Genomic DNA, 16,347 nt, shown 5'->3' on the forward strand with positions numbered 1-16,347 from the left:
ACACTTGTAGCCCGGAGTCCGCCATGGATACCATCACACCCAAACTGCTCCTGATCGGGGAGACCGCCGTCAATCGCGACGGCATGACCGCGTTGCTTGAACACGTCGGGGCATACGACTTCAGCACCGACGCAGCCAGCGGCGGCGAGGAAATCGCCGAAGTTGCTGGGCGCATGTGCTACCTGTCCTTCGCGCCCGGTATCAACCCGAACGTGACCCGAGTCCGGGAAGGGAACCAAGCCTATATCGGCAATATCCTGAAGTCTGGACACGGCTCTGTGTTGGAGCACGCGACCGTCAATTTCGCCATCTTGGACGTCACCCCAGTCCTCACCCATGAACTGGTCCGCCACAGCGTCGGCACGGCCATATCGCAGACCAGTGGACGCTTTTGCCGTATCGAGAAGCTGGGCTTCTACTGGCCCAAGGGCTTCGAGATGGCTCGCGGGGCAGGGGAGCTTGACGACGACCAGATCGCCAAGATCGAGGCGGAAGGCGTTGACCTGCTCAACCGCATCGAACTTTTCCAGCGCCGCCTTGGGGAGATCACCGGCATCGACCGGATCGCCAGCTTCGCCATCAAGAAAATCCTGACCTCGGCCTTTCGCCGGTTCGCGCCTTACGGTCTGAAGACGTCGTTGATCTTCTCGGCCAACCACCGCGCTATCCGACACATCATCGCCTCGCGCACCGACATCCATGCCGAGGAGGAAATCCGCGCGTTCACCATCGACCTCGGCCACCTGATGAAGGAACGGTTCCCGGCCATCTATCAGGACATGGCTTTGACGAAGATCGACGCGCCGTGGGGCTGCGACTGGGTCTGGAAATTCGAGCACCACAAGGTATGATAAGCCACATGTGTAGCATCGGAGAAAAAACCATGGGTTCCCCGGACCGCGTCGCCCAGCTTGAAACCGAGGTCGCCATGCTGCGCAAGCAGGTGCCGATCCCGCATCCGGCGCACCTGCCTCAAGGCGTCAGCTTCACCCATCGCGTCTATGCTGTCCTGTCGGCCATCGTTGCCGCCGGGGGAAAATTCGTCAGCACCAGCGACATTTTTGGCGCGGCCTATGGCGACGGCCATCGCACCGATAAGCGCATCATCAAGGTCTATGTCCACAAGCTGCGCCGCGCGCTGAAGGAGCACGGTGTCGAGATCGAGTCCAAGCACGGCAGCGGCTACCGCATCACAGGACTGGCGCTGTTGCGCCTGCAAGGAAAGGAAGAATGGAAATGACTCGCGAACGTCGCATCAAGCCCGATCCGGACACCGCAGCGCAAATCGCCGAAAGCGCGGTCACCGCCGAACCTGTCGTGGATCAGTCCGAGGAGACCGTGCAACCCGTTGCATCGGCAGCGGTTCAGTATCGTGGCCCGTTTCATGCACGCGACGTCTCGGTCCACGATCAAGACGGGCGCATCGTCTGCGTCGTGGTCGCTCCGGACGATCTGAAGGTGCGGAGCCAGTCGGCAATCCTGATCGCGGATGCGCTGACCGCTCACTTGACATAATAAAGGTTATCAAACTTTACCAAGCACCAAAACGTGCGTGAGCCGGACGGCGGATCGAGACCCCTATCAGGTCAGGTCCGCCGTTTCCATTTTGTGTTGACGAATAATTTCTGTTGTGGTATATAAGATCATGCACCGCGCCCGCCGATCATTCTGCCGCCTTGATTGCCTCGACCTCCGGCTCCGGGGGCGTGTCCTCGATCTCGATGGCGCGCGCGCCCGTGGTCGTGGGCCTGCGAAGGGTCGCCTTACGGCGGCGGCGCATCTCGGCGTTGTAGACCACCCGGGACGACAACTTGCCATCCATCGCCGAGAAGATGTGCTTCACCGTGGCCGTCGGCACGTCGAAGAGCGTCGCGATCCGTGTCTGTGTCAAACCCTCGTCCCGCAGGCGCAGCATGTCCTGCACCTCGGCCAAGGTCAGGTCTTCATAGATCACCACGTCCGGGGTCTGTTCGGTCTTCCGGGTCAGCGCACGCTTTTCCGCCGCGCTGGTCTTCTTGTCCGCTTCCAGCACCTCGACGCGGTCGCGATACGGCCCGGTCACCAGAACCAGAAGACGAGGCAGGATGTCCTTCAGCCCGACGCCGGTCGGCAGCAGGTCAGTCAACCGCTTCCGACCATAGATGCCCCGATAGATCGGCTCGTGCTCAAGCGCGTTTTCGACGCGCGTGCGAAGTCTGTCATTCTTGTCGGTCATTATGCTGCCCTGTCTTGCCCTGCCCCAGTTTACCATGCAAACCCAGAGGAGAGAACCATGAACGAAATCACCGTTCGCCAAAGACGCTCGCCGTCAAGACCCAAAGAGACAAATGAAGCCGACACCCCCGGTCGCGGCAATGCCAGCGCCTACGACGTGTCCCGCCGTGTCGGCGACAAGTCCGTCATCCTTGGCCGGATCGTCCCTTCTCCCGAAGGAAAGACCGGGCACGTCCTGCTCGACGGGAAATGGATCGACCTCGGTTCTTTCGCCAACAGCCACGACGCCTTTGCCAAGATCGTCGCCCACTATGACCGCGCGCTCGGGAAACCGGGCTGTGCCTGATCTGCCGGAGCATGTCCGCCTCCTGCCCTTCCGTCTGAACATCGGCTACGCGCCGATGCGCGGTCAGGATCGCGACAGTCTGCGGCGGCTGCTCGGCACATTGAACGTGACCATTTGGGAAGGGCGCGGTGCGGACGCCCCTGACCTACCAAACATTCTCCTTCAGGTAGGGTCGTTTCGCCGACCGCCGGTGATCGGAATTTCGGTTACGGAGCACGAGTTCGCTGTCGGCGTCTTCCTGCCGAGATGGATAGCGAGTCTAGGCGGAAACCTGCGAACAAGTGTGCAACCCGTTGCAACACGCGGATGGGCTACACAAAGAGGCAGGTCCATTATCCTTGACATGTAGGTTAAGCGATTTTACCTTTCACAGTGTAGGCCCATGACTCGTATTGGATGGAGAATAAAGTGGCAGCGAAACTTCGCGCTGAAGAGCGGAGCCTTGTATACGGCGATTTTGCCCCCATGATGCAGGATGGGGAAAAGACCCGGGAAGATATGCTGGATCGGGCAGCTTACGTCTATGTGACGGGGCAGTTCCCCAGTCATCTGCGGAAGCATTACACCGCCGTCCTTCGGGCGATCACGCACTACTTCCGCAAGCCAGTGGCCTTCGACGGAAGGACCGGCAACATCAAGCTCGATGACCGGGTCGTGGAAGACCTCGATCTGGACAAGCACCCGATGGTGAAGGAGGTGCGGAACAAGGTGGCCGAGGGGTATTTCATCCAGCCGTCGCGCGGCTTTGGGACGCGCCGCCCCTTCTGGCGCGTGTTCATGTTCAAGCTGCAAGGCGAGCACATGGTTGACAAGATCACCGTGCAGGCCGATGGGGCCGTAAAGAAAGGCTGGGACTGATGGGTTTTGCCGTGGCTGTCGGTATTTTCGTTCTCGGGTTCATCGCGGGTGCGATGGCCGCTGCCCGGCATCTCCGCGTAAAATATGACCCCAGCGACCTGCTGCGCAGGATCGAGGAGGCGGAAGCCGCGCTGCAACTGGTTGCACCAGAGATCGACGCCGCGCTCTCGGAACATGACGCCGTGAAGGCTGCCGTGTCCCCGCGTGCGCAGCGCGACAGTCGCAGGGAGCGCAGGAACCCGTCTCGCGCTCTTTAGAAAAGTGTTGACAAATAATTTAGTAGTTGCTACAGTCTTACTGTCAGAGACAGGAGACCACCGTGGCAACCATCACCTATTCGGACACACGCGGATGCGCCAGAGACTTCCTTGAGGAGGCCCGCGCCATCGACAGCCAGTTGAAGCGCGTCATCGACGTCGAACGCTTCCGGCACCAAATCGAGACCCGGATCGCCGGATATGCCATCGTTCCGCACCCGGACTTGGTGGCTTCTGATGGTTTTCCGCTGGCTGCATCGCCCGTGGTGGCCCTTGTCGTTGCCGACGACGTCGATCTTGATCGCTTGCGCGAGGAAATCGAAGCCAAGCCCGGCGTTGTCCTGTTCATGGGCAACGCGGCAGGCACCCTGCGCCCGATGCTGGTCATTCCGGCTCGCCCGGGTCGGGTGACCGGCAGGCATTTCCGGGTTGATACCGTGGGGGAAACATCGTCGGTCTTCAGGAACGCCCTCCCCCTGATCCAGACTGATCATTGGACCATCTTCAAGGAAGACGACACGAAGGCGCGGATGCACGTCGTCATTCAGGAAGGGCACGATGATCTCGCGTTCCTCGGCTTCGATCCGCTTCTGATCAACATGAAGCTCTACGAGGAAACCGGCGATTGCCTCTGCCCGAGAATACGGGTCCGGCTCATGGTCGAAGCCGACGTCCCTGAAGGGCAACTGCATTTCCTTGGCTGGAACGATCTCTGGTTGATCGCCCATTGCGAGGGGTCGCCTCGATATTTCGATCACATCCGCAGTCAAGACGCGCGCGTGCAGCCGGGCACCATCACTCGGTCCAAGAACCCGCTCGTCCATAAGCTGCTCCGGGAGAAAGGCCCGGACGTCATCGCCGCATCGCTGAAACCGAAAGCGGGGAAGACGCCCCGCGCGCGGGCGTTCGACTGGACTGGCGACATCCGGTTCAAGATGCCGGACAGCGCCATGGTTTCGGCCTCCCCTTTCCGCGATCTGGCGTTCGGCAAGCTGTTCATGCTCGGACTTACCCCGAGCATGACGGCCTATGTCCCTTTCCGGGCGCGCAGCGTGGAGCGGGCTGGCTCCGAAGCTATGGGTTGCATCGAGCATGAGGAACTTCGGTCCAGTCCGGACAGGGACGCTTGGCTCGCGGCGGAAGGCAGAGTCTTCATCCATCTTCAGCCCGACGCATATCGCTTTCTTTTCGCCCTCCCAACCAACCTTCTGATGTCGATCAGAGGGAAGGTCTGGGGCGTGCAATCCTATCCGGGTTTCTACTGCTTTGGCGTGCAGGTTCCTCTATCGGCTTGCGCCATCAACCGCCCTGTCGTGTTGCGTGGTCTCGGCCCGGACATGACCAAGACCGTGCATTCGGTTCAAGGCTTGCCACAGGCGATGGACATCGCCATGAACGATGTTTCCTTGGTCGCCAGAAAGATCAGGGAGTCTGGCATCGACATGTCCTGCAACCGAGTATGGTCCGTTCGCAGCCCCCTGCCCAAGGGCGTGGTCTTCGCCACCCCCGGATGGGGCCGTGAGGTGGTCACGGAACTGGACGACGATAAGAGATACAGCAGCTATATGCGGTTTGACGCCGTCACAAGGCACGACGCCCTGTGGTGTCTGACGCGGGCAAAAGGAACTGGTTACACCTCCTCCCGCATTGGCCTGCCGTTTTTGCGTCTGATCGAGGTGGTGAAAACGGCGTTCACCGGCCTGTCTGAAAACCTGCTGGTTCCGACGTCCGATGTCCTGATGCAGGCGATGTCTTCGGCGTGCAACCAGTTGCAACGGGTGATCGACTTCGATCCGGAGCACAATGCACCCTTGGCTGCCGCATCCACAACGCGCCGGATGGTCGAACTGGACTAGCTTGAAATGTAGCCTGCGCTCTCGTAAGGTGGCGAAAACCCGTCCATGTGAGAGCGCAGGCCATGTCGAAAACGAGCGAAGTCGGTCGGGAGACCCGTGTGCGCCGTGAGGGCGCTCCTTTGGTCGTGGTGGGGACCAAGGCGGACGCCACCGACCCGGTGCTGGAAAAGGTGATCCGAGGGGAATACGTCTCCCAGCAGATTGCTGATCCGTTCTCCACCAGCACGCTTGGCGGGAACTCCCGACAGATCATCCAGCCGCCGTTCAACTTCGCGGCGCTGATCAAGATGGCCGATGACAACTCGGTTCTGAAACAGTGCATCGACGTCATGGTGACCAACGTCCCCGGCCACGGTCATCGCCTCGAATATGTTGGGGAGAGCGAGCAGCAGGACAGCGCGGAGGCCAAGGCAGAGGCTGAATTTCTACGCCTGTTTATGAAGCACCCGAACGAAGAATACTCGATGACCGAGCTTATGCGCCGGGTGCGATGGGATGTCGAAACCATCGGCAACGGCTACATCGAGGTCGCCCGAGACAAGAAAAAGCGGATTTCTGCCTGCTGGCACGTTCCCGGCCACCTCATGCGCCTGACCGAGGTGGACCGCGACCCGGTTCAAGTCGAGGTCATCATTCCCCGGGCCGACGGCGCGGTCAAACGCAAGGTCTGGAAACAGTTCCGGCGTTATGTGCAGATGCGCGGAACCAAGAAGGTCTACTTCAAGGAATTCGGCGACCCGCGACCCATCGACCCGAGCACCGGGGAGGTCAACCAGAGCCTGTCCTACGAGGACACCGCGACCGAGATCATCCACCGCACGATTTACCACGGCGGGCAGGCTTACGGCATACCGCGCTGGATGCACGTCACTCCGTCGGTGATGGGGACGCGACAGGCCGAACTGACCAACCTCGACTATTTCCGCCAGAACGCCATCCCGGCCATGGTGATCACGGTTGCAGGCGGCTCCATCACCCAAGCGTCGCTGACTGCCATCGAAAGCCATCTGACAGCGGTTCGAGGCCGCATGGCGCAAAACCGCGTGGTGGTGATCGAAGCCTATGGCGACGAAGACGCCGCGTCAGATGACGGCAGCATCCCGCCGCCGCAGATCGAACTGAAGAGCATGTCCGAATACCGGCCAAGCGACGGCCTGTTCCTCGAATACTGCAAGGTCGAAACAGGGAAGATCAGGTCCGCCTTCCGGCTTCCACCGATCTTCGTCGGACTGTCCGAGGACTACAGCCACGCCACCGCCAAGGCATCGCAAGAGGTTGCCGAGGCACAGGTGTTCGGCCCGGAGCGGGTCTCGGACGAAGGCATGATCAACCAACACATCTTCGGTGACTACGACCTGAAGCATTGGGAGATCAGGTTGAACCCGCCGCGCATCACCGATCCGGAAGACGTGCTGAAGGCGCTGGACGCCTTGGAGAAGGTGGGCGGCATGACGCCGAACATCGCCATCGGCATCGCCAACGAACTGTTCGATATGAACATCGCCACGATCAAGGAAGAATGGGGCAACTTCCCGTTCAGCGTGGTCAGGGCGCTGGCGGCGCGTGGCGCGGTAGAGGGCTGGGATGAAATCCTGAAATCCGGCGTTTCTCTTGGCGCACCCGGACAGGCTCCGGGTCAGGCCCCGCAGCCGGGGAATTCCGGGACCAAGCCAAAGGAAGAGCAGGAAGACGACACCTCGAAGTCTATCCGAGACAGCCTTTTGACGATCCGGAAACGCTTGGTGACCGACGAAGCGATCAACGCCAGCGTCCGCCAGCGCGCGCCAAGGGCTGCATAGGTCATGTTCTGGATCGACGTAGATCAAGACCTGCTGGGCGAGCACCAGACCTGCGGAGGCGACCCGGATGTCGGTTGCAACGGGTTGCACGGCCCAGAGCCGGACATCACCCTGAACGACATGTCCGTTCAAGCCACGGCTCTGGCCGTTCGTCGTTCGCAGGGGGCTGCTGCCATGCCGGACAGCGCCCTGCGGTCGTTTGGCCTCGGCCCCGGGGATGATCTCTTCGCTGAATACGAGCTAGAGGCCGCTCTGGCGATGGCTGAAGAGGCCATGGCGCTCGCTCCGGAAATCCGCGCGATCCTGACCCCCCTGCTGACCGAGAACATGCGCGCCGATGATGTCTACGAGGCGATCTACAAGGCGGATCGCCTCTGGCGCGCAAAGTCTTGGCAGAAGGGCACCGCGCAGAGGTTCAGCGAAGCCATGACGAATGCGGTGGCCGCCGGAGTTTACAAGACCAACAGCGCCGTCTTCCTCGACCCGATATTTCGCAACCGCATCATCGACGGCATGGTCCGGGCCGGGAAATACTACACCAACGAGTATTTCAACCGGCAGGCCATGCCCGCCCTGATCTCTGCGGTCGAGCGCGCCGTCAGCGGCGACATGGCCGGGTCTCGCGCCGGATACAAGATCGTCCAAGAGACGCTGAATGCGCGCCTCAAATCCGTGCCCTACTGGCAGGTGGTGGCAAACGTGGCCGCGTCGCGGTCCTATCACTACGGCGTGCTGCGGGCTGGCGTGTCGCTCGGGAAGCGGACCTACCAATATACCGCCGTGATGGACGAACGCACTTCGACAATCTGCGCGGCCCTGCACGGAACAACATGGTCGGTGGACTCGGCCATGTCCCTGATGGATCAGATTGCCCAGCTTGAAGACCCGGAGGATGTAAAGGACATCGCTCCGTGGCCGAGCGTAAAAGAACTGCTGGCGATGTCTGATGACGATCTGCGTCTGCTTGGCGTCATGGTTCCGCCTATGCACCCGCGATGCCGATCCACGATTATCCTGCTCTGATCTGCAACCCGTTGCACCGAGGTTGACGGCTACATTTTCACGAGTTACACATGTAGCCATCGCCACGAAAGCGGGTGCTGCAAATGAAGCCCTCCGACGTCCTTTCAGAATTCAAGCGCCTCCGCGCCGAAGGGTGCCGGAAATCGGTTGACCATGCCGAGACGCAGCAAGTGAAGCGCGTCTGCCCGATCCGTCGGATGGATGACGACGAGCGCCTGATTTATGCAGAGGTCTATGCGCCCTTCGTGCTGGACACCTATGGCGAGTATATGACCCCGGAAGACATCCGTGTGATGTGCCATCGGTTCATGCAGTTGAACCTTTCCGAAGTGATCGACACGAACCACGACAACGTCGCCAACGGGTCTTTCCCTGTCGAGAGCTATATCGCCCGCTCCGGAGACCCGGACTTCACCGAGGGAAGCTGGGTTCTGGTGGTGAAGGTTCCGGACGATACGGTCTGGGGCGCGGTCAAGTCCGGAGAACTGAACGGGTATTCCTTCGAGGCTATGGTGCGCCCGGTCGAAACCATCGCCGAGGTCAGCACAATCCGGGATCATGTCGGGCGCACGCGCAGCGACAAGGGATCGGACCATGAGCACGCCTTTTTCGTGCAGGTGGACGAGCGCGGCCTGATCCGCCGTGGCATCACTTCCCCCGGGCCGGACGGGCATGTGCATCACATCAGGCGAGCGTCCTACACCGAGAAGGCGGGGGCCGACTCCCACTCGCATCGCTTCGATCTGTTTTGAGGAGCTACACATGAAGCGTTCACCGACCACAAAGCACGTCAAGGCCCGCGCGCTCACCGACCCGAAGCCCGCCTTCGTGTCGCTGGTCAAGGCGGGTGCAAACCAAAGACCGTTTCGGACCATCAAGTCGGTCGCGCCAGAGGCCAGCGAAGCGGACGCAATCCCAAAGGAGAAGACCATGTCCAAAGGCATCAGCGCCCGTGAAGGGTTCGACATCGTTTCCCTGCGCTTCACCGGCGCAGCCTTCGCCACCGAAGAGGCCGTTCGCTCGTGGCTGACCGAAGGCGGCTATTCCGACTACGCCCTGAAGGCGGTCGATGGCGGGTTCGAGGTGGAGAACACCAATGCCCAGTTCGAGGAAGGCAGCGTCGAGAAGGTCGATGGTGCGGTGGACGGCGTCACGGCCTTCGTCGGCAAGCTGGCGAAACCGGAAGAGGTCGAGAAGACCGAGGAGGAAACCACCGCAGAGGCGGCCACGGCCAATGCCTCGGCGGTGCAACCCGTTGCAATCACCGGCACCAAGGGCACCAGCGAGGCCGACGAGACCAAGACCGACGACCGCGCGCCCGAGGACAATGCCGAGAAGACGGGCGAGATCGAAGACGCAATGAAGGGCGTCGAACTGACCCTGAAGGGCATGTATGAAACCTCGCAGCTTTACGATGTGCTGCGCACGTTGCGCTGGATGGTCGAAGATGCGGAATACACCGACCTGACCGACGAAGATGTCGCCGCCATCCGCGCGCACGCGAGCGGCCTGATCGTGGTGCTCGGCTCGGCCATGTCCAGCACCCTGTCTGCCTTGGAAGCGGCGTTCCGGGCGAACCTGCAAAAGGACTCTGGGAATATCACCGCCGACAAGATCGCCGACGTGCCTGTTACCGCCGACAAAATCGCCAACGGGTCGTTGAATGTGGACAATCCCGCCGTCGGCACCGTCCCGGCGGAAAAGATCAACCAGACCCCTGCCGCCCCGGCGGAAGAGGGTTCGGACGCCACCACCGAAGCCAAGGCCGATAAGCCCGACTGGCAGGTGGCTGTTGATGCGCTGACGGCGCAGGTCGCGAAACTGGCCGAAGTCGTCACCGCGAAAAGCGCGGCGTCGGAAGAGGTGGAAACGACCACCGAGGCCGACGAAGCGAAGCGCGCCGCGCAGGAAACCCCTGCCCAGTCGCGCAAGGGAAGCTCCGTTCTGGATCAAGACAAGCTGGAAGCATCCGAGACCGAGGCAAAGCAGAAAGCGGAGCAGGCCGCCGCCGCCCGCCGCCTGCGCTCGGCCCTCGGCGTCCAGACGCATGATCGCGCTTGGTCCTGATCACGGCAAACCCTCGCTCACCAACACCCAGACATGAAAAAGGAGACACATCATGTCCACGCCTGAAGCCGTCCGCCGCGCGGACCTCGCCCTCGCCGACCTGACCGCCAATGGTGGTGTGCTCGATCCCGAGCATCAGGGCCGGTTCTTCCAGCGCGTCATCGACGCCCCCACCATTTTCCGTGAAGTCCGCTCGGTCAACATGGGCGCTCCGGAGATGAAAATTCCGAAGATCGGCTTCGGGTCGCGCGTGCTGCGCAAGGCCCCGGGCACCGGCGGCGGTGGCGCGCAGGATGACGGCACCAACACCCGCTACCTGCCTGCGGCGCAGCGGGCGAAGCCCGACTTCGGTCTGGTCGAAATGAAGACCGAGGAATTCATCGCGGAAATCCACCTGCATGATGACCTGCTCGAAGACAACATCGAGAAGGATGCGCTGGTCGATACCATCATGGCGCTGCTGGCCGAGCGTGTCGCCCTCGACCTCGAAGAGCTTCTGCTGACCGCCGACACGTCTTCGTCGGACGCTTTCCTTGCCTCGCAGGATGGCGTGCTGAAGCTGCTGACCTCGAACGTGGTGAACGCCAACGGTGCCCCGATCTCGGCGGCCATCTTCAACTCCATGAAGAAGCAGATGCCGACCCGGTTCCGGCGCAACCTGAACGCGATGCGCTTCTTCACGTCGATGGACGTCGAAAGCGACTACCGTCTGGCGGTCGCCTCGCGTGGCACCGATCTGGGCGACGCGATCCTGACCGGCAACGCCCCGCTGCCGGTGCTGGGCGTTCCGCTGAAGGGCGTGGCCCTGATGCCGGAACAGAACGGCCTGCTGCTGAACCCGCAGAACATTCTGTTCGGCATCCAGCGGAACATCCGCATCGAGCGCGAGCGCGACATCCGCGCCCGGTCGTGGATCATCGTGCTGACCATGCGCGTCGCGATCCAGATCGAGGAAGAGGAAGCGGCGGTGAAGCTGGTCGGCCTCGGCCAGTAACCTTCGCGGCGTGAGCGGGATTGACCTGCTCACGCTACACCTGTAGCCTGCGATTTAGGAGATCAGCATGTCGATCAAGATGAACCGTCAGGGGGAGATCGTGGGCGGAACCCACGCCAACCCCACGCAGATTTTGCACGCCATCGCCCGCAAGGTCTTCGGCGAGGATGCTCAAGGGGTCATCACCATCCCCGAAGCGCATGAACCCCTGCCACCGGACGAACCCCTGCCGCCGGACGAACCCGAGGGCGGGGAATAAGGACACCGGATCGCCCCCTCGGGGGCTTTCCCAGTAGTCGCCCAGTTCTGGGCGAGGATCGAAACCCCGTGAAATGGCAAGCACAAGGATGGACGCCATGACCAACAAATACAGCGCGACGCTCGTTTCGGGCAAATCCTACACCATGATCTTTCCGGGCACGGACCCCAAGCATCCGACGGAACTGACCTTCAAGCGCGGCGTCCCCCGGGATGTCACCGAAGCGCAAAAGGAAGAACTGGAAGAGAAGGCGGTGGACGAGATCACCCTGACCTACGGCGGCGAGACGCGCACCGAAACGCGCGCCAAGTTCGCGTTCGCTCCGGCGTCGGATGACCCTGCGCCCCGGAGCCGCGCCAAACCGGCGGCCTGACACGGGGACCGTGAGAAGGACATGGCCGGGGACATCCCCGGCCTTTCTTTTAGAACAGGAGAAAGCCGTGACCCGCCCTCTCATCACCCTAGCAGAAGCCAAGGAGTTCATTGAGCTTCGCCCCAACAATGTGCAGCATGACGCGGTGATCGAGGGCCTGATCCTTGCCGCGACCGAGGAGCTTGAGCAAGCCACGCGCAGGCGCTTTGACCGCCACGAGATCACCGATGACTTCGACACGAGGCACACATACCAAACCGATGTAGACCTTCTGGGATGCAGCGAAAGCGGCACCGTTGTCCGGTCGAGCCGACAGACCTTCACCCTGACCGGCCTCTTCCCGGATCAGACCGAAGGTGCGCAGGTGTTCTACGATCCCAAAGGGGCATTCGGCCCTGACACCGAAGTTGATGGCGCGCTGTTTCGTATCGACTGGGTCACGGGAAAGTTCGACCTGCTGCGCGGCACCATTCAAACCGTTCGCGGTCTTCGCGTCGTTTATACGGCGGGCATAGAACCCGACAACGAGGGCACACTTTCAGGCACCGCGCCCGATGCGCTGAAGCTGGCCTGTAAATTCCAGACCGCCTTCCTGTTCAAACGTCACCGCGCCGACAATGTCGGCCTGACAGTGGATCGTGGCGTCGTCTCCGAGAAGACCGCCGTCGCCACCGGGCGCTGGAACGTCAGCACCGGGCTTTGCCGAGAGGCGCAGGGGCTGGTCCGCCGCTTCCGGATGCCGATCCTCGGCAGAGGCTGACCATGCACCAAATTTCTATCCAGATCGGCAAAAAGAGCTTCGCCAATTTCGAGGCCGGGCTTCGACACGCCGAGACCGCGCTTGAGACGGCGGTGGCATGGGCCGCACAGCCGGTATCCGCCGAACTGAAGCGCGCGTTGCAACTGGTTGCACAAAAAGTCCGGGCCGAGCACGGGCAGCCTTGGAACGGCGGCGTGGTCAATTTCTCCGAGCGCCTGCAAAGCCGCAGCGGCGAGGCACTGGCTGCCATGGACAAATCCGTCAAGGTCACCGGCGCGCGACGACTCGACAACGTCTCCGGCTCGATCTCTTCCGGCTTCTGGGCCATCCATGAGACCGGCGGGGTGATCCGCGCCAAGTCGAAATACCTGACGATCCCGCTGCCAGCCGCCATGGACGCGCGCGGCATCCCCCTGAAGAAGCGAGCACGGGACTGGCTCAACACCTTCGTCGCCAAGTCCCGCAAGGGAAACCTGATCATTTTCCAGAAGCGCGGGCGGAAGGACATCGCCCCGCTCTACCTGCTGAAGCCAGAGGTGCGGATACGCCCGCGCCTGAACATGCAAGACACCATCGAGCGCGTCGCGGTCCCCTACTTCGATCAAAAAGCAATCGAAGTGATCGAGCGCGTGATCACGGAAAGGATGGGAGGATGACCCCAGAACCGACAAGGCATACCGTCCGAGAGCGGATCATGCAGGCCATTCAAGCTCGCTTCGAGTCCGCCCCGGCACAACCCGGCGACATCTCGTGGGGGTTGGTGACCAGAAAGCCGATCACCAAATCGGACATCGCCAACGAGAACTTCGCCCTCGGACTTTACGACACGTCCGAGCGGATCAAGGAGGGCACCGGCTGGGAGATGCACTTCCTGAATGTGGTATTGGAGTTCCATGTCCGCATCCACGAAGGCGACGAGCCGTCCACCTTCCTCAATCATTGCCTCGGGCAGGTATCGACCCGGATCGGCGAGGACATCACATGGGGCGGCCTTGCCATCAATACCCGCGAAAGCGGCTCTGAACTTGACATCGACGGAGCGTTCGACAAGTATGTGTCGGGAATTCTTGTGGTCGATGTCAGCTACAGGTGTCGCCCTAATGACCCCTACACCCGTGTCTAAGGAGTAAGAAAGATGCCCGGTGGACTTCTCACGAAACGGGGGCTGGTGCTGTTCAAGATCGAGACCCAAACTGGTGTTGATCCTGTTCCGACGGCAGCCCAAGACGCCATTCTGGTCGGCAATCCGAACTGGACCGCCGACCCCCAGATCATCGAACGCGACTTCGTCACCACGGACCTGTCGAATTTCGAGCACCGCGTCGGTCGCGTCGTCTCGGGCTTCAGCTTCGAGGTCGAGCTTCGCGGCAACGGCAAGCAACATTCCGGCCTTGTGGCCGACGCTTCGGCTTTCGCCAAGCTGATCCGCGCTTGCGGTTACGCCCTCGGCGCGAACAACGGAGCAGCGGCACAGGCCACCTCGGATGTGATCCCGGTTCGCGGCAATACCGGCCCGGCCATCACATGGACCAAAAGCGGCAACACCACCATCACTTCCCCGGTTCTCTACACGCTGGAAGTCGTTACCGGCGGTGCTTCCGGGACGGCACAGGTGATCTGTCGCAACAACAACCCCGAGGCAGGGGGCGCTACCAGTGCGGCCCGGGCCATCACCACCGGGCAGGCGCAGCAGCTTGGCGACTCGGGCATCTCGATCACGCCCACCTTCTCTGGCAACCTTGTCGTTGGCGACAAGTTTCAGGTGCAGGTTTTCCCGCGCGGCGTCATCGCCAAGCCGGTGTCCGAGGGCCACTCCACCGGAACCATCTACATGTGGAAGGACGGAAACCTTCACAAAGGCCACGCCGGGATGGGCAGCTTCACCATCGAAGCGCAGGCGGGCGACATCGCCAAGGCCACGTTCAACTTCACCACGACCTATGTGAAGCCCATCGCACAGGCCATGCCCGCGAACCCGGTCTACGAAGACCTGATCGCTCCGCAGGTGGAACTTTCGCTTCTGACGTGGGGCGGGAACCGCGACATGATTGCCGAAAGCTGGTCCTTCGACGCTGGCAACGACATTCAGGCCCGGATGGACGTCAACGCCGCGCAGGGCTATCTGGGGTCGCGCATCGCTGGCCGGGAGCCGAAAGGGGGTTTCACGCCTGAAGTGCAGCTTGAAAGCGATGAGCCGTTCTGGGCCGACTTCGCCGAGGCGAAATCGAAGACCTTCACGGTTCGCGTCGGCACCGAGGCGGGAAACCAGATCGCCATCTTCGGCCCGCGTGCGCAGACCTCCGAGCAATCCTACACGGACCGCAACGGCATCCTTGCCTACGACAAGTCGATCCTGTTCAAGCGCGGCCTGACGGGCGACGACGAAACCATCTTCTGCTTCTGCTGAAGCCTTCGCGCCCCGGTCATTCCGGGGTGCAACCCGTTGCAACGGAACCCACCATGAGCAAACCCGGAGACAGCCAAGACGACGCATCCGCCCTGCTGCGGACGGTGAAGCTCTATGTGGTGTTCCAACGCCTCTTTGCCGTCAGAGACGGCAGACCCAATCTGCGCATCATCGACGCCAGAACCTCGCGATCCGAGGCCGAGCAGGTGGTGCGCGATACCCCGGGAACCTTCATCGAGAAGGTGATCGGAACGCGCGGCGGACGTCATCCCCGCTATGCACTTGACAGCCATCTAGGAGCAAAAAATGGCAATCAAAGCAATCGACCTGCACACCACCAAAACCGTCGTTCACCCGGACGACAAGGACAATCCGACCAAATGGATCATCGGCGCGGTTGACAGCCGGGTCTACGGGCAGCTTTCCGACCGCTCGCTTGTCGTGGCGGTGGACCCGCAACGCCCGGACGAAGAGGCTGGCGTCAAGCTGGCGAAGAACCAGCTTGCCTTCGAGGTGGCGCAGTTCGGCCTGAAGGGCTGGGAAAACTTCCCCGGAGAGAACGGCGAGCCGCTGCCCTATGCCACCCAGAGCGAGACGGTCGGGTCGCGGGTCTACAAGGTCGCCAAGGGTGATCTGGTCGCCCGCATCCCCGGCAAAGTCCTGCGCTGGCTGCACCAGCAGATCGTGGACATGAACAAGCTGGATGACGAAGAGGGAAACGACTAAGGAGCGCCGTGCTGGCGATCCGGCTTCTGCCAGACTACGACTGTGCCACCTGCACGGCATCGCAGAAACTGGATCGCGGATGCACCCAAGACGCTCCGATCCCCATGCTGTTCGACGGGCGCGAGACAAGGAGGTGTCCGCGCCGCGTCCTCCACCCAGACGAAGGAAATACCTCTGGCCTCGCCGACCTCTTCTGGTATTATGGCCGCTACAAGTGTGGCTTTCTTCCCGAGCACGGCGGATTGAACGACCAGTGCGCCAAGCTGATGCAGATGTTCCGGGTGATTGACGAGGCTAATGCCGCGTGTGACGCCAAGGAGCATGAAGAGCGGACGCGGCAAGCGCGCGCCCAGTCGGTGCAACGCGGTGCAAAGGGAAGGCGGTCACGACCCGCATAAGCTGGGAGCG

The 16,347-nt window shown here is 61.7% G+C and carries 22 protein-coding genes; 21 read left to right on the plus strand and 1 reads right to left on the minus strand.

The genetic code is table 11. From position 1 onward, the window contains the following. Positions 1-23: 23 nt before the first annotated feature. From thyX to AQY21_RS20650, 3 genes are read left to right on the plus strand one after another with little or no spacing between them, the layout of a single operon-like run. A complete protein-coding gene (gene thyX, locus AQY21_RS20640) occupies positions 24-851 on the plus strand; it encodes an FAD-dependent thymidylate synthase (RefSeq protein WP_058099473.1) in 828 nt (275 codons plus the stop codon). Positions 852-883: 32 nt separating this feature from the next. Beyond that, entirely contained in the window at positions 884-1,240 is a 357-nt protein-coding gene (locus tag AQY21_RS20645; RefSeq protein WP_058099474.1) for a helix-turn-helix domain-containing protein, read from the plus strand. Next, entirely contained in the window at positions 1,231-1,515 is a 285-nt protein-coding gene (locus tag AQY21_RS20650) for a hypothetical protein (RefSeq protein ID WP_152988304.1), read from the plus strand. The genes AQY21_RS20645 and AQY21_RS20650 overlap by 10 nt, the downstream gene beginning before the upstream one ends. A gap of 148 nt (positions 1,516-1,663) precedes the next feature. Here AQY21_RS20650 and AQY21_RS20655 read toward each other — a convergent pair whose 3' ends face one another. Continuing rightward, the gene (locus AQY21_RS20655; protein WP_058099476.1) at positions 1,664-2,215 is read right to left on the minus strand and encodes a hypothetical protein; all 552 of its coding nucleotides are present in this window, start codon (positions 2,213-2,215) and stop codon (positions 1,664-1,666) included. Positions 2,216-2,272: 57 nt separating this feature from the next. Between AQY21_RS20655 and AQY21_RS20660 the strand changes: the two genes are divergently transcribed. From AQY21_RS20660 to AQY21_RS20740, 18 genes are all read left to right on the plus strand, one after another. Further along, complete coding sequence (locus AQY21_RS20660) at positions 2,273-2,560, plus strand: hypothetical protein (RefSeq protein WP_058099477.1); 288 nt, start codon at positions 2,273-2,275, stop codon at positions 2,558-2,560. A gap of 408 nt (positions 2,561-2,968) precedes the next feature. After that, positions 2,969-3,418: a hypothetical protein gene (locus AQY21_RS20665; RefSeq protein ID WP_152988305.1), complete on the plus strand. Its 450-nt coding sequence runs from the start codon at positions 2,969-2,971 to the stop codon at positions 3,416-3,418. Beyond that, complete coding sequence (locus tag AQY21_RS20670) at positions 3,418-3,675, plus strand: hypothetical protein (RefSeq protein ID WP_058099479.1); 258 nt, start codon at positions 3,418-3,420, stop codon at positions 3,673-3,675. The genes AQY21_RS20665 and AQY21_RS20670 overlap by 1 nt, the downstream gene beginning before the upstream one ends. 62 nt (positions 3,676-3,737) lie before the next feature. Next, entirely contained in the window at positions 3,738-5,531 is a 1,794-nt protein-coding gene (locus AQY21_RS20675) for a hypothetical protein (protein ID WP_058099480.1), read from the plus strand. 62 nt (positions 5,532-5,593) lie between these two features. Next, positions 5,594-7,330: a phage portal protein gene (locus AQY21_RS20680; RefSeq protein WP_082658199.1), complete on the plus strand. Its 1,737-nt coding sequence runs from the start codon at positions 5,594-5,596 to the stop codon at positions 7,328-7,330. A 3-nt stretch (positions 7,331-7,333) separates the two neighbouring features. Continuing rightward, complete coding sequence (locus tag AQY21_RS20685; protein WP_058099482.1) at positions 7,334-8,353, plus strand: phage minor head protein; 1,020 nt, start codon at positions 7,334-7,336, stop codon at positions 8,351-8,353. An 83-nt stretch (positions 8,354-8,436) separates the two neighbouring features. Further along, positions 8,437-9,105 (plus strand): XkdF-like putative serine protease domain-containing protein, encoded by a 669-nt coding sequence (locus tag AQY21_RS20690; protein ID WP_058099483.1) that lies wholly within the window; start codon positions 8,437-8,439, stop codon positions 9,103-9,105. 10 nt (positions 9,106-9,115) lie between these two features. Continuing rightward, entirely contained in the window at positions 9,116-10,420 is a 1,305-nt protein-coding gene (locus AQY21_RS29090) for a hypothetical protein (RefSeq protein ID WP_058099484.1), read from the plus strand. Positions 10,421-10,472: 52 nt separating this feature from the next. Then, positions 10,473-11,414, plus strand: coding sequence for a phage major capsid protein (locus AQY21_RS20700; RefSeq protein ID WP_058099485.1), 942 nt, complete (start codon positions 10,473-10,475; stop codon positions 11,412-11,414). 67 nt (positions 11,415-11,481) lie between these two features. Continuing rightward, entirely contained in the window at positions 11,482-11,673 is a 192-nt protein-coding gene (locus AQY21_RS20705; RefSeq protein WP_058099486.1) for a hypothetical protein, read from the plus strand. A 97-nt stretch (positions 11,674-11,770) separates the two neighbouring features. Next, on the plus strand, positions 11,771-12,046 hold the full coding sequence (locus AQY21_RS20710; RefSeq protein ID WP_058099487.1) for a hypothetical protein: 276 nt from the start codon (positions 11,771-11,773) through the stop codon (positions 12,044-12,046). A 67-nt stretch (positions 12,047-12,113) separates the two neighbouring features. Beyond that, the gene (locus tag AQY21_RS20715) at positions 12,114-12,806 is read left to right on the plus strand and encodes a phage head-tail connector protein (protein WP_058099488.1); all 693 of its coding nucleotides are present in this window, start codon (positions 12,114-12,116) and stop codon (positions 12,804-12,806) included. A 2-nt stretch (positions 12,807-12,808) separates the two neighbouring features. Then, positions 12,809-13,462 carry a hypothetical protein gene (locus AQY21_RS20720; protein WP_058099489.1) on the plus strand — a complete coding sequence of 218 codons (654 nt, stop codon included), beginning with the start codon at positions 12,809-12,811 and terminating at the stop codon, positions 13,460-13,462. Beyond that, positions 13,459-13,929, plus strand: a complete 471-nt coding sequence (locus AQY21_RS20725) for a hypothetical protein (protein WP_058099490.1) — start codon at positions 13,459-13,461, stop codon at positions 13,927-13,929. The genes AQY21_RS20720 and AQY21_RS20725 overlap by 4 nt, the downstream gene beginning before the upstream one ends. Positions 13,930-13,941: 12 nt before the next feature. After that, the gene (locus tag AQY21_RS20730) at positions 13,942-15,213 is read left to right on the plus strand and encodes a phage tail tube protein (protein WP_058099491.1); all 1,272 of its coding nucleotides are present in this window, start codon (positions 13,942-13,944) and stop codon (positions 15,211-15,213) included. Positions 15,214-15,266: 53 nt separating this feature from the next. Continuing rightward, positions 15,267-15,614 (plus strand): hypothetical protein, encoded by a 348-nt coding sequence (locus AQY21_RS28815; RefSeq protein WP_152988306.1) that lies wholly within the window; start codon positions 15,267-15,269, stop codon positions 15,612-15,614. Continuing rightward, positions 15,520-15,939 carry a hypothetical protein gene (locus AQY21_RS20735; protein WP_058099492.1) on the plus strand — a complete coding sequence of 140 codons (420 nt, stop codon included), beginning with the start codon at positions 15,520-15,522 and terminating at the stop codon, positions 15,937-15,939. The genes AQY21_RS28815 and AQY21_RS20735 overlap by 95 nt, the downstream gene beginning before the upstream one ends. Positions 15,940-15,947: 8 nt before the next feature. After that, positions 15,948-16,337 (plus strand): hypothetical protein, encoded by a 390-nt coding sequence (locus AQY21_RS20740; protein WP_058099493.1) that lies wholly within the window; start codon positions 15,948-15,950, stop codon positions 16,335-16,337. The last annotated feature ends 10 nt before the right edge of the window (positions 16,338-16,347 follow it).

This window comes from Paracoccus sp. MKU1 (genome assembly GCF_001447385.1).
Lineage (GTDB): Bacteria > Pseudomonadota > Alphaproteobacteria > Rhodobacterales > Rhodobacteraceae > Paracoccus.

Excerpts from the sequence above, each read along its gene's own strand:
- thyX (WP_058099473.1), top strand. The coding sequence starts at position 24 with ATGGATACCATCACACCCAAACTGCTCCTGATCGGGGAGACCGCCGTC.
- AQY21_RS20645 (WP_058099474.1), top strand. The coding sequence starts at position 884 with ATGGGTTCCCCGGACCGCGTCGCCCAGCTTGAAACCGAGGTCGCCATG.
- AQY21_RS20650 (WP_152988304.1), top strand. The coding sequence starts at position 1,231 with ATGGAAATGACTCGCGAACGTCGCATCAAGCCCGATCCGGACACCGCA.
- AQY21_RS20655 (WP_058099476.1), bottom strand. The coding sequence starts at position 2,215 with ATGACCGACAAGAATGACAGACTTCGCACGCGCGTCGAAAACGCGCTT.
- AQY21_RS20660 (WP_058099477.1), top strand. The coding sequence starts at position 2,273 with ATGAACGAAATCACCGTTCGCCAAAGACGCTCGCCGTCAAGACCCAAA.
- AQY21_RS20670 (WP_058099479.1), top strand. The coding sequence starts at position 3,418 with ATGGGTTTTGCCGTGGCTGTCGGTATTTTCGTTCTCGGGTTCATCGCG.
- AQY21_RS20680 (WP_082658199.1), top strand. The coding sequence starts at position 5,594 with ATGTCGAAAACGAGCGAAGTCGGTCGGGAGACCCGTGTGCGCCGTGAG.
- AQY21_RS20685 (WP_058099482.1), top strand. The coding sequence starts at position 7,334 with ATGTTCTGGATCGACGTAGATCAAGACCTGCTGGGCGAGCACCAGACC.
- AQY21_RS20690 (WP_058099483.1), top strand. The coding sequence starts at position 8,437 with ATGAAGCCCTCCGACGTCCTTTCAGAATTCAAGCGCCTCCGCGCCGAA.
- AQY21_RS29090 (WP_058099484.1), top strand. The coding sequence starts at position 9,116 with ATGAAGCGTTCACCGACCACAAAGCACGTCAAGGCCCGCGCGCTCACC.
- AQY21_RS20700 (WP_058099485.1), top strand. The coding sequence starts at position 10,473 with ATGTCCACGCCTGAAGCCGTCCGCCGCGCGGACCTCGCCCTCGCCGAC.
- AQY21_RS20705 (WP_058099486.1), top strand. The coding sequence starts at position 11,482 with ATGTCGATCAAGATGAACCGTCAGGGGGAGATCGTGGGCGGAACCCAC.
- AQY21_RS20710 (WP_058099487.1), top strand. The coding sequence starts at position 11,771 with ATGACCAACAAATACAGCGCGACGCTCGTTTCGGGCAAATCCTACACC.
- AQY21_RS20720 (WP_058099489.1), top strand. The coding sequence starts at position 12,809 with ATGCACCAAATTTCTATCCAGATCGGCAAAAAGAGCTTCGCCAATTTC.
- AQY21_RS20725 (WP_058099490.1), top strand. The coding sequence starts at position 13,459 with ATGACCCCAGAACCGACAAGGCATACCGTCCGAGAGCGGATCATGCAG.
- AQY21_RS20730 (WP_058099491.1), top strand. The coding sequence starts at position 13,942 with ATGCCCGGTGGACTTCTCACGAAACGGGGGCTGGTGCTGTTCAAGATC.
- AQY21_RS28815 (WP_152988306.1), top strand. The coding sequence starts at position 15,267 with ATGAGCAAACCCGGAGACAGCCAAGACGACGCATCCGCCCTGCTGCGG.
- AQY21_RS20735 (WP_058099492.1), top strand. The coding sequence starts at position 15,520 with ATGGCAATCAAAGCAATCGACCTGCACACCACCAAAACCGTCGTTCAC.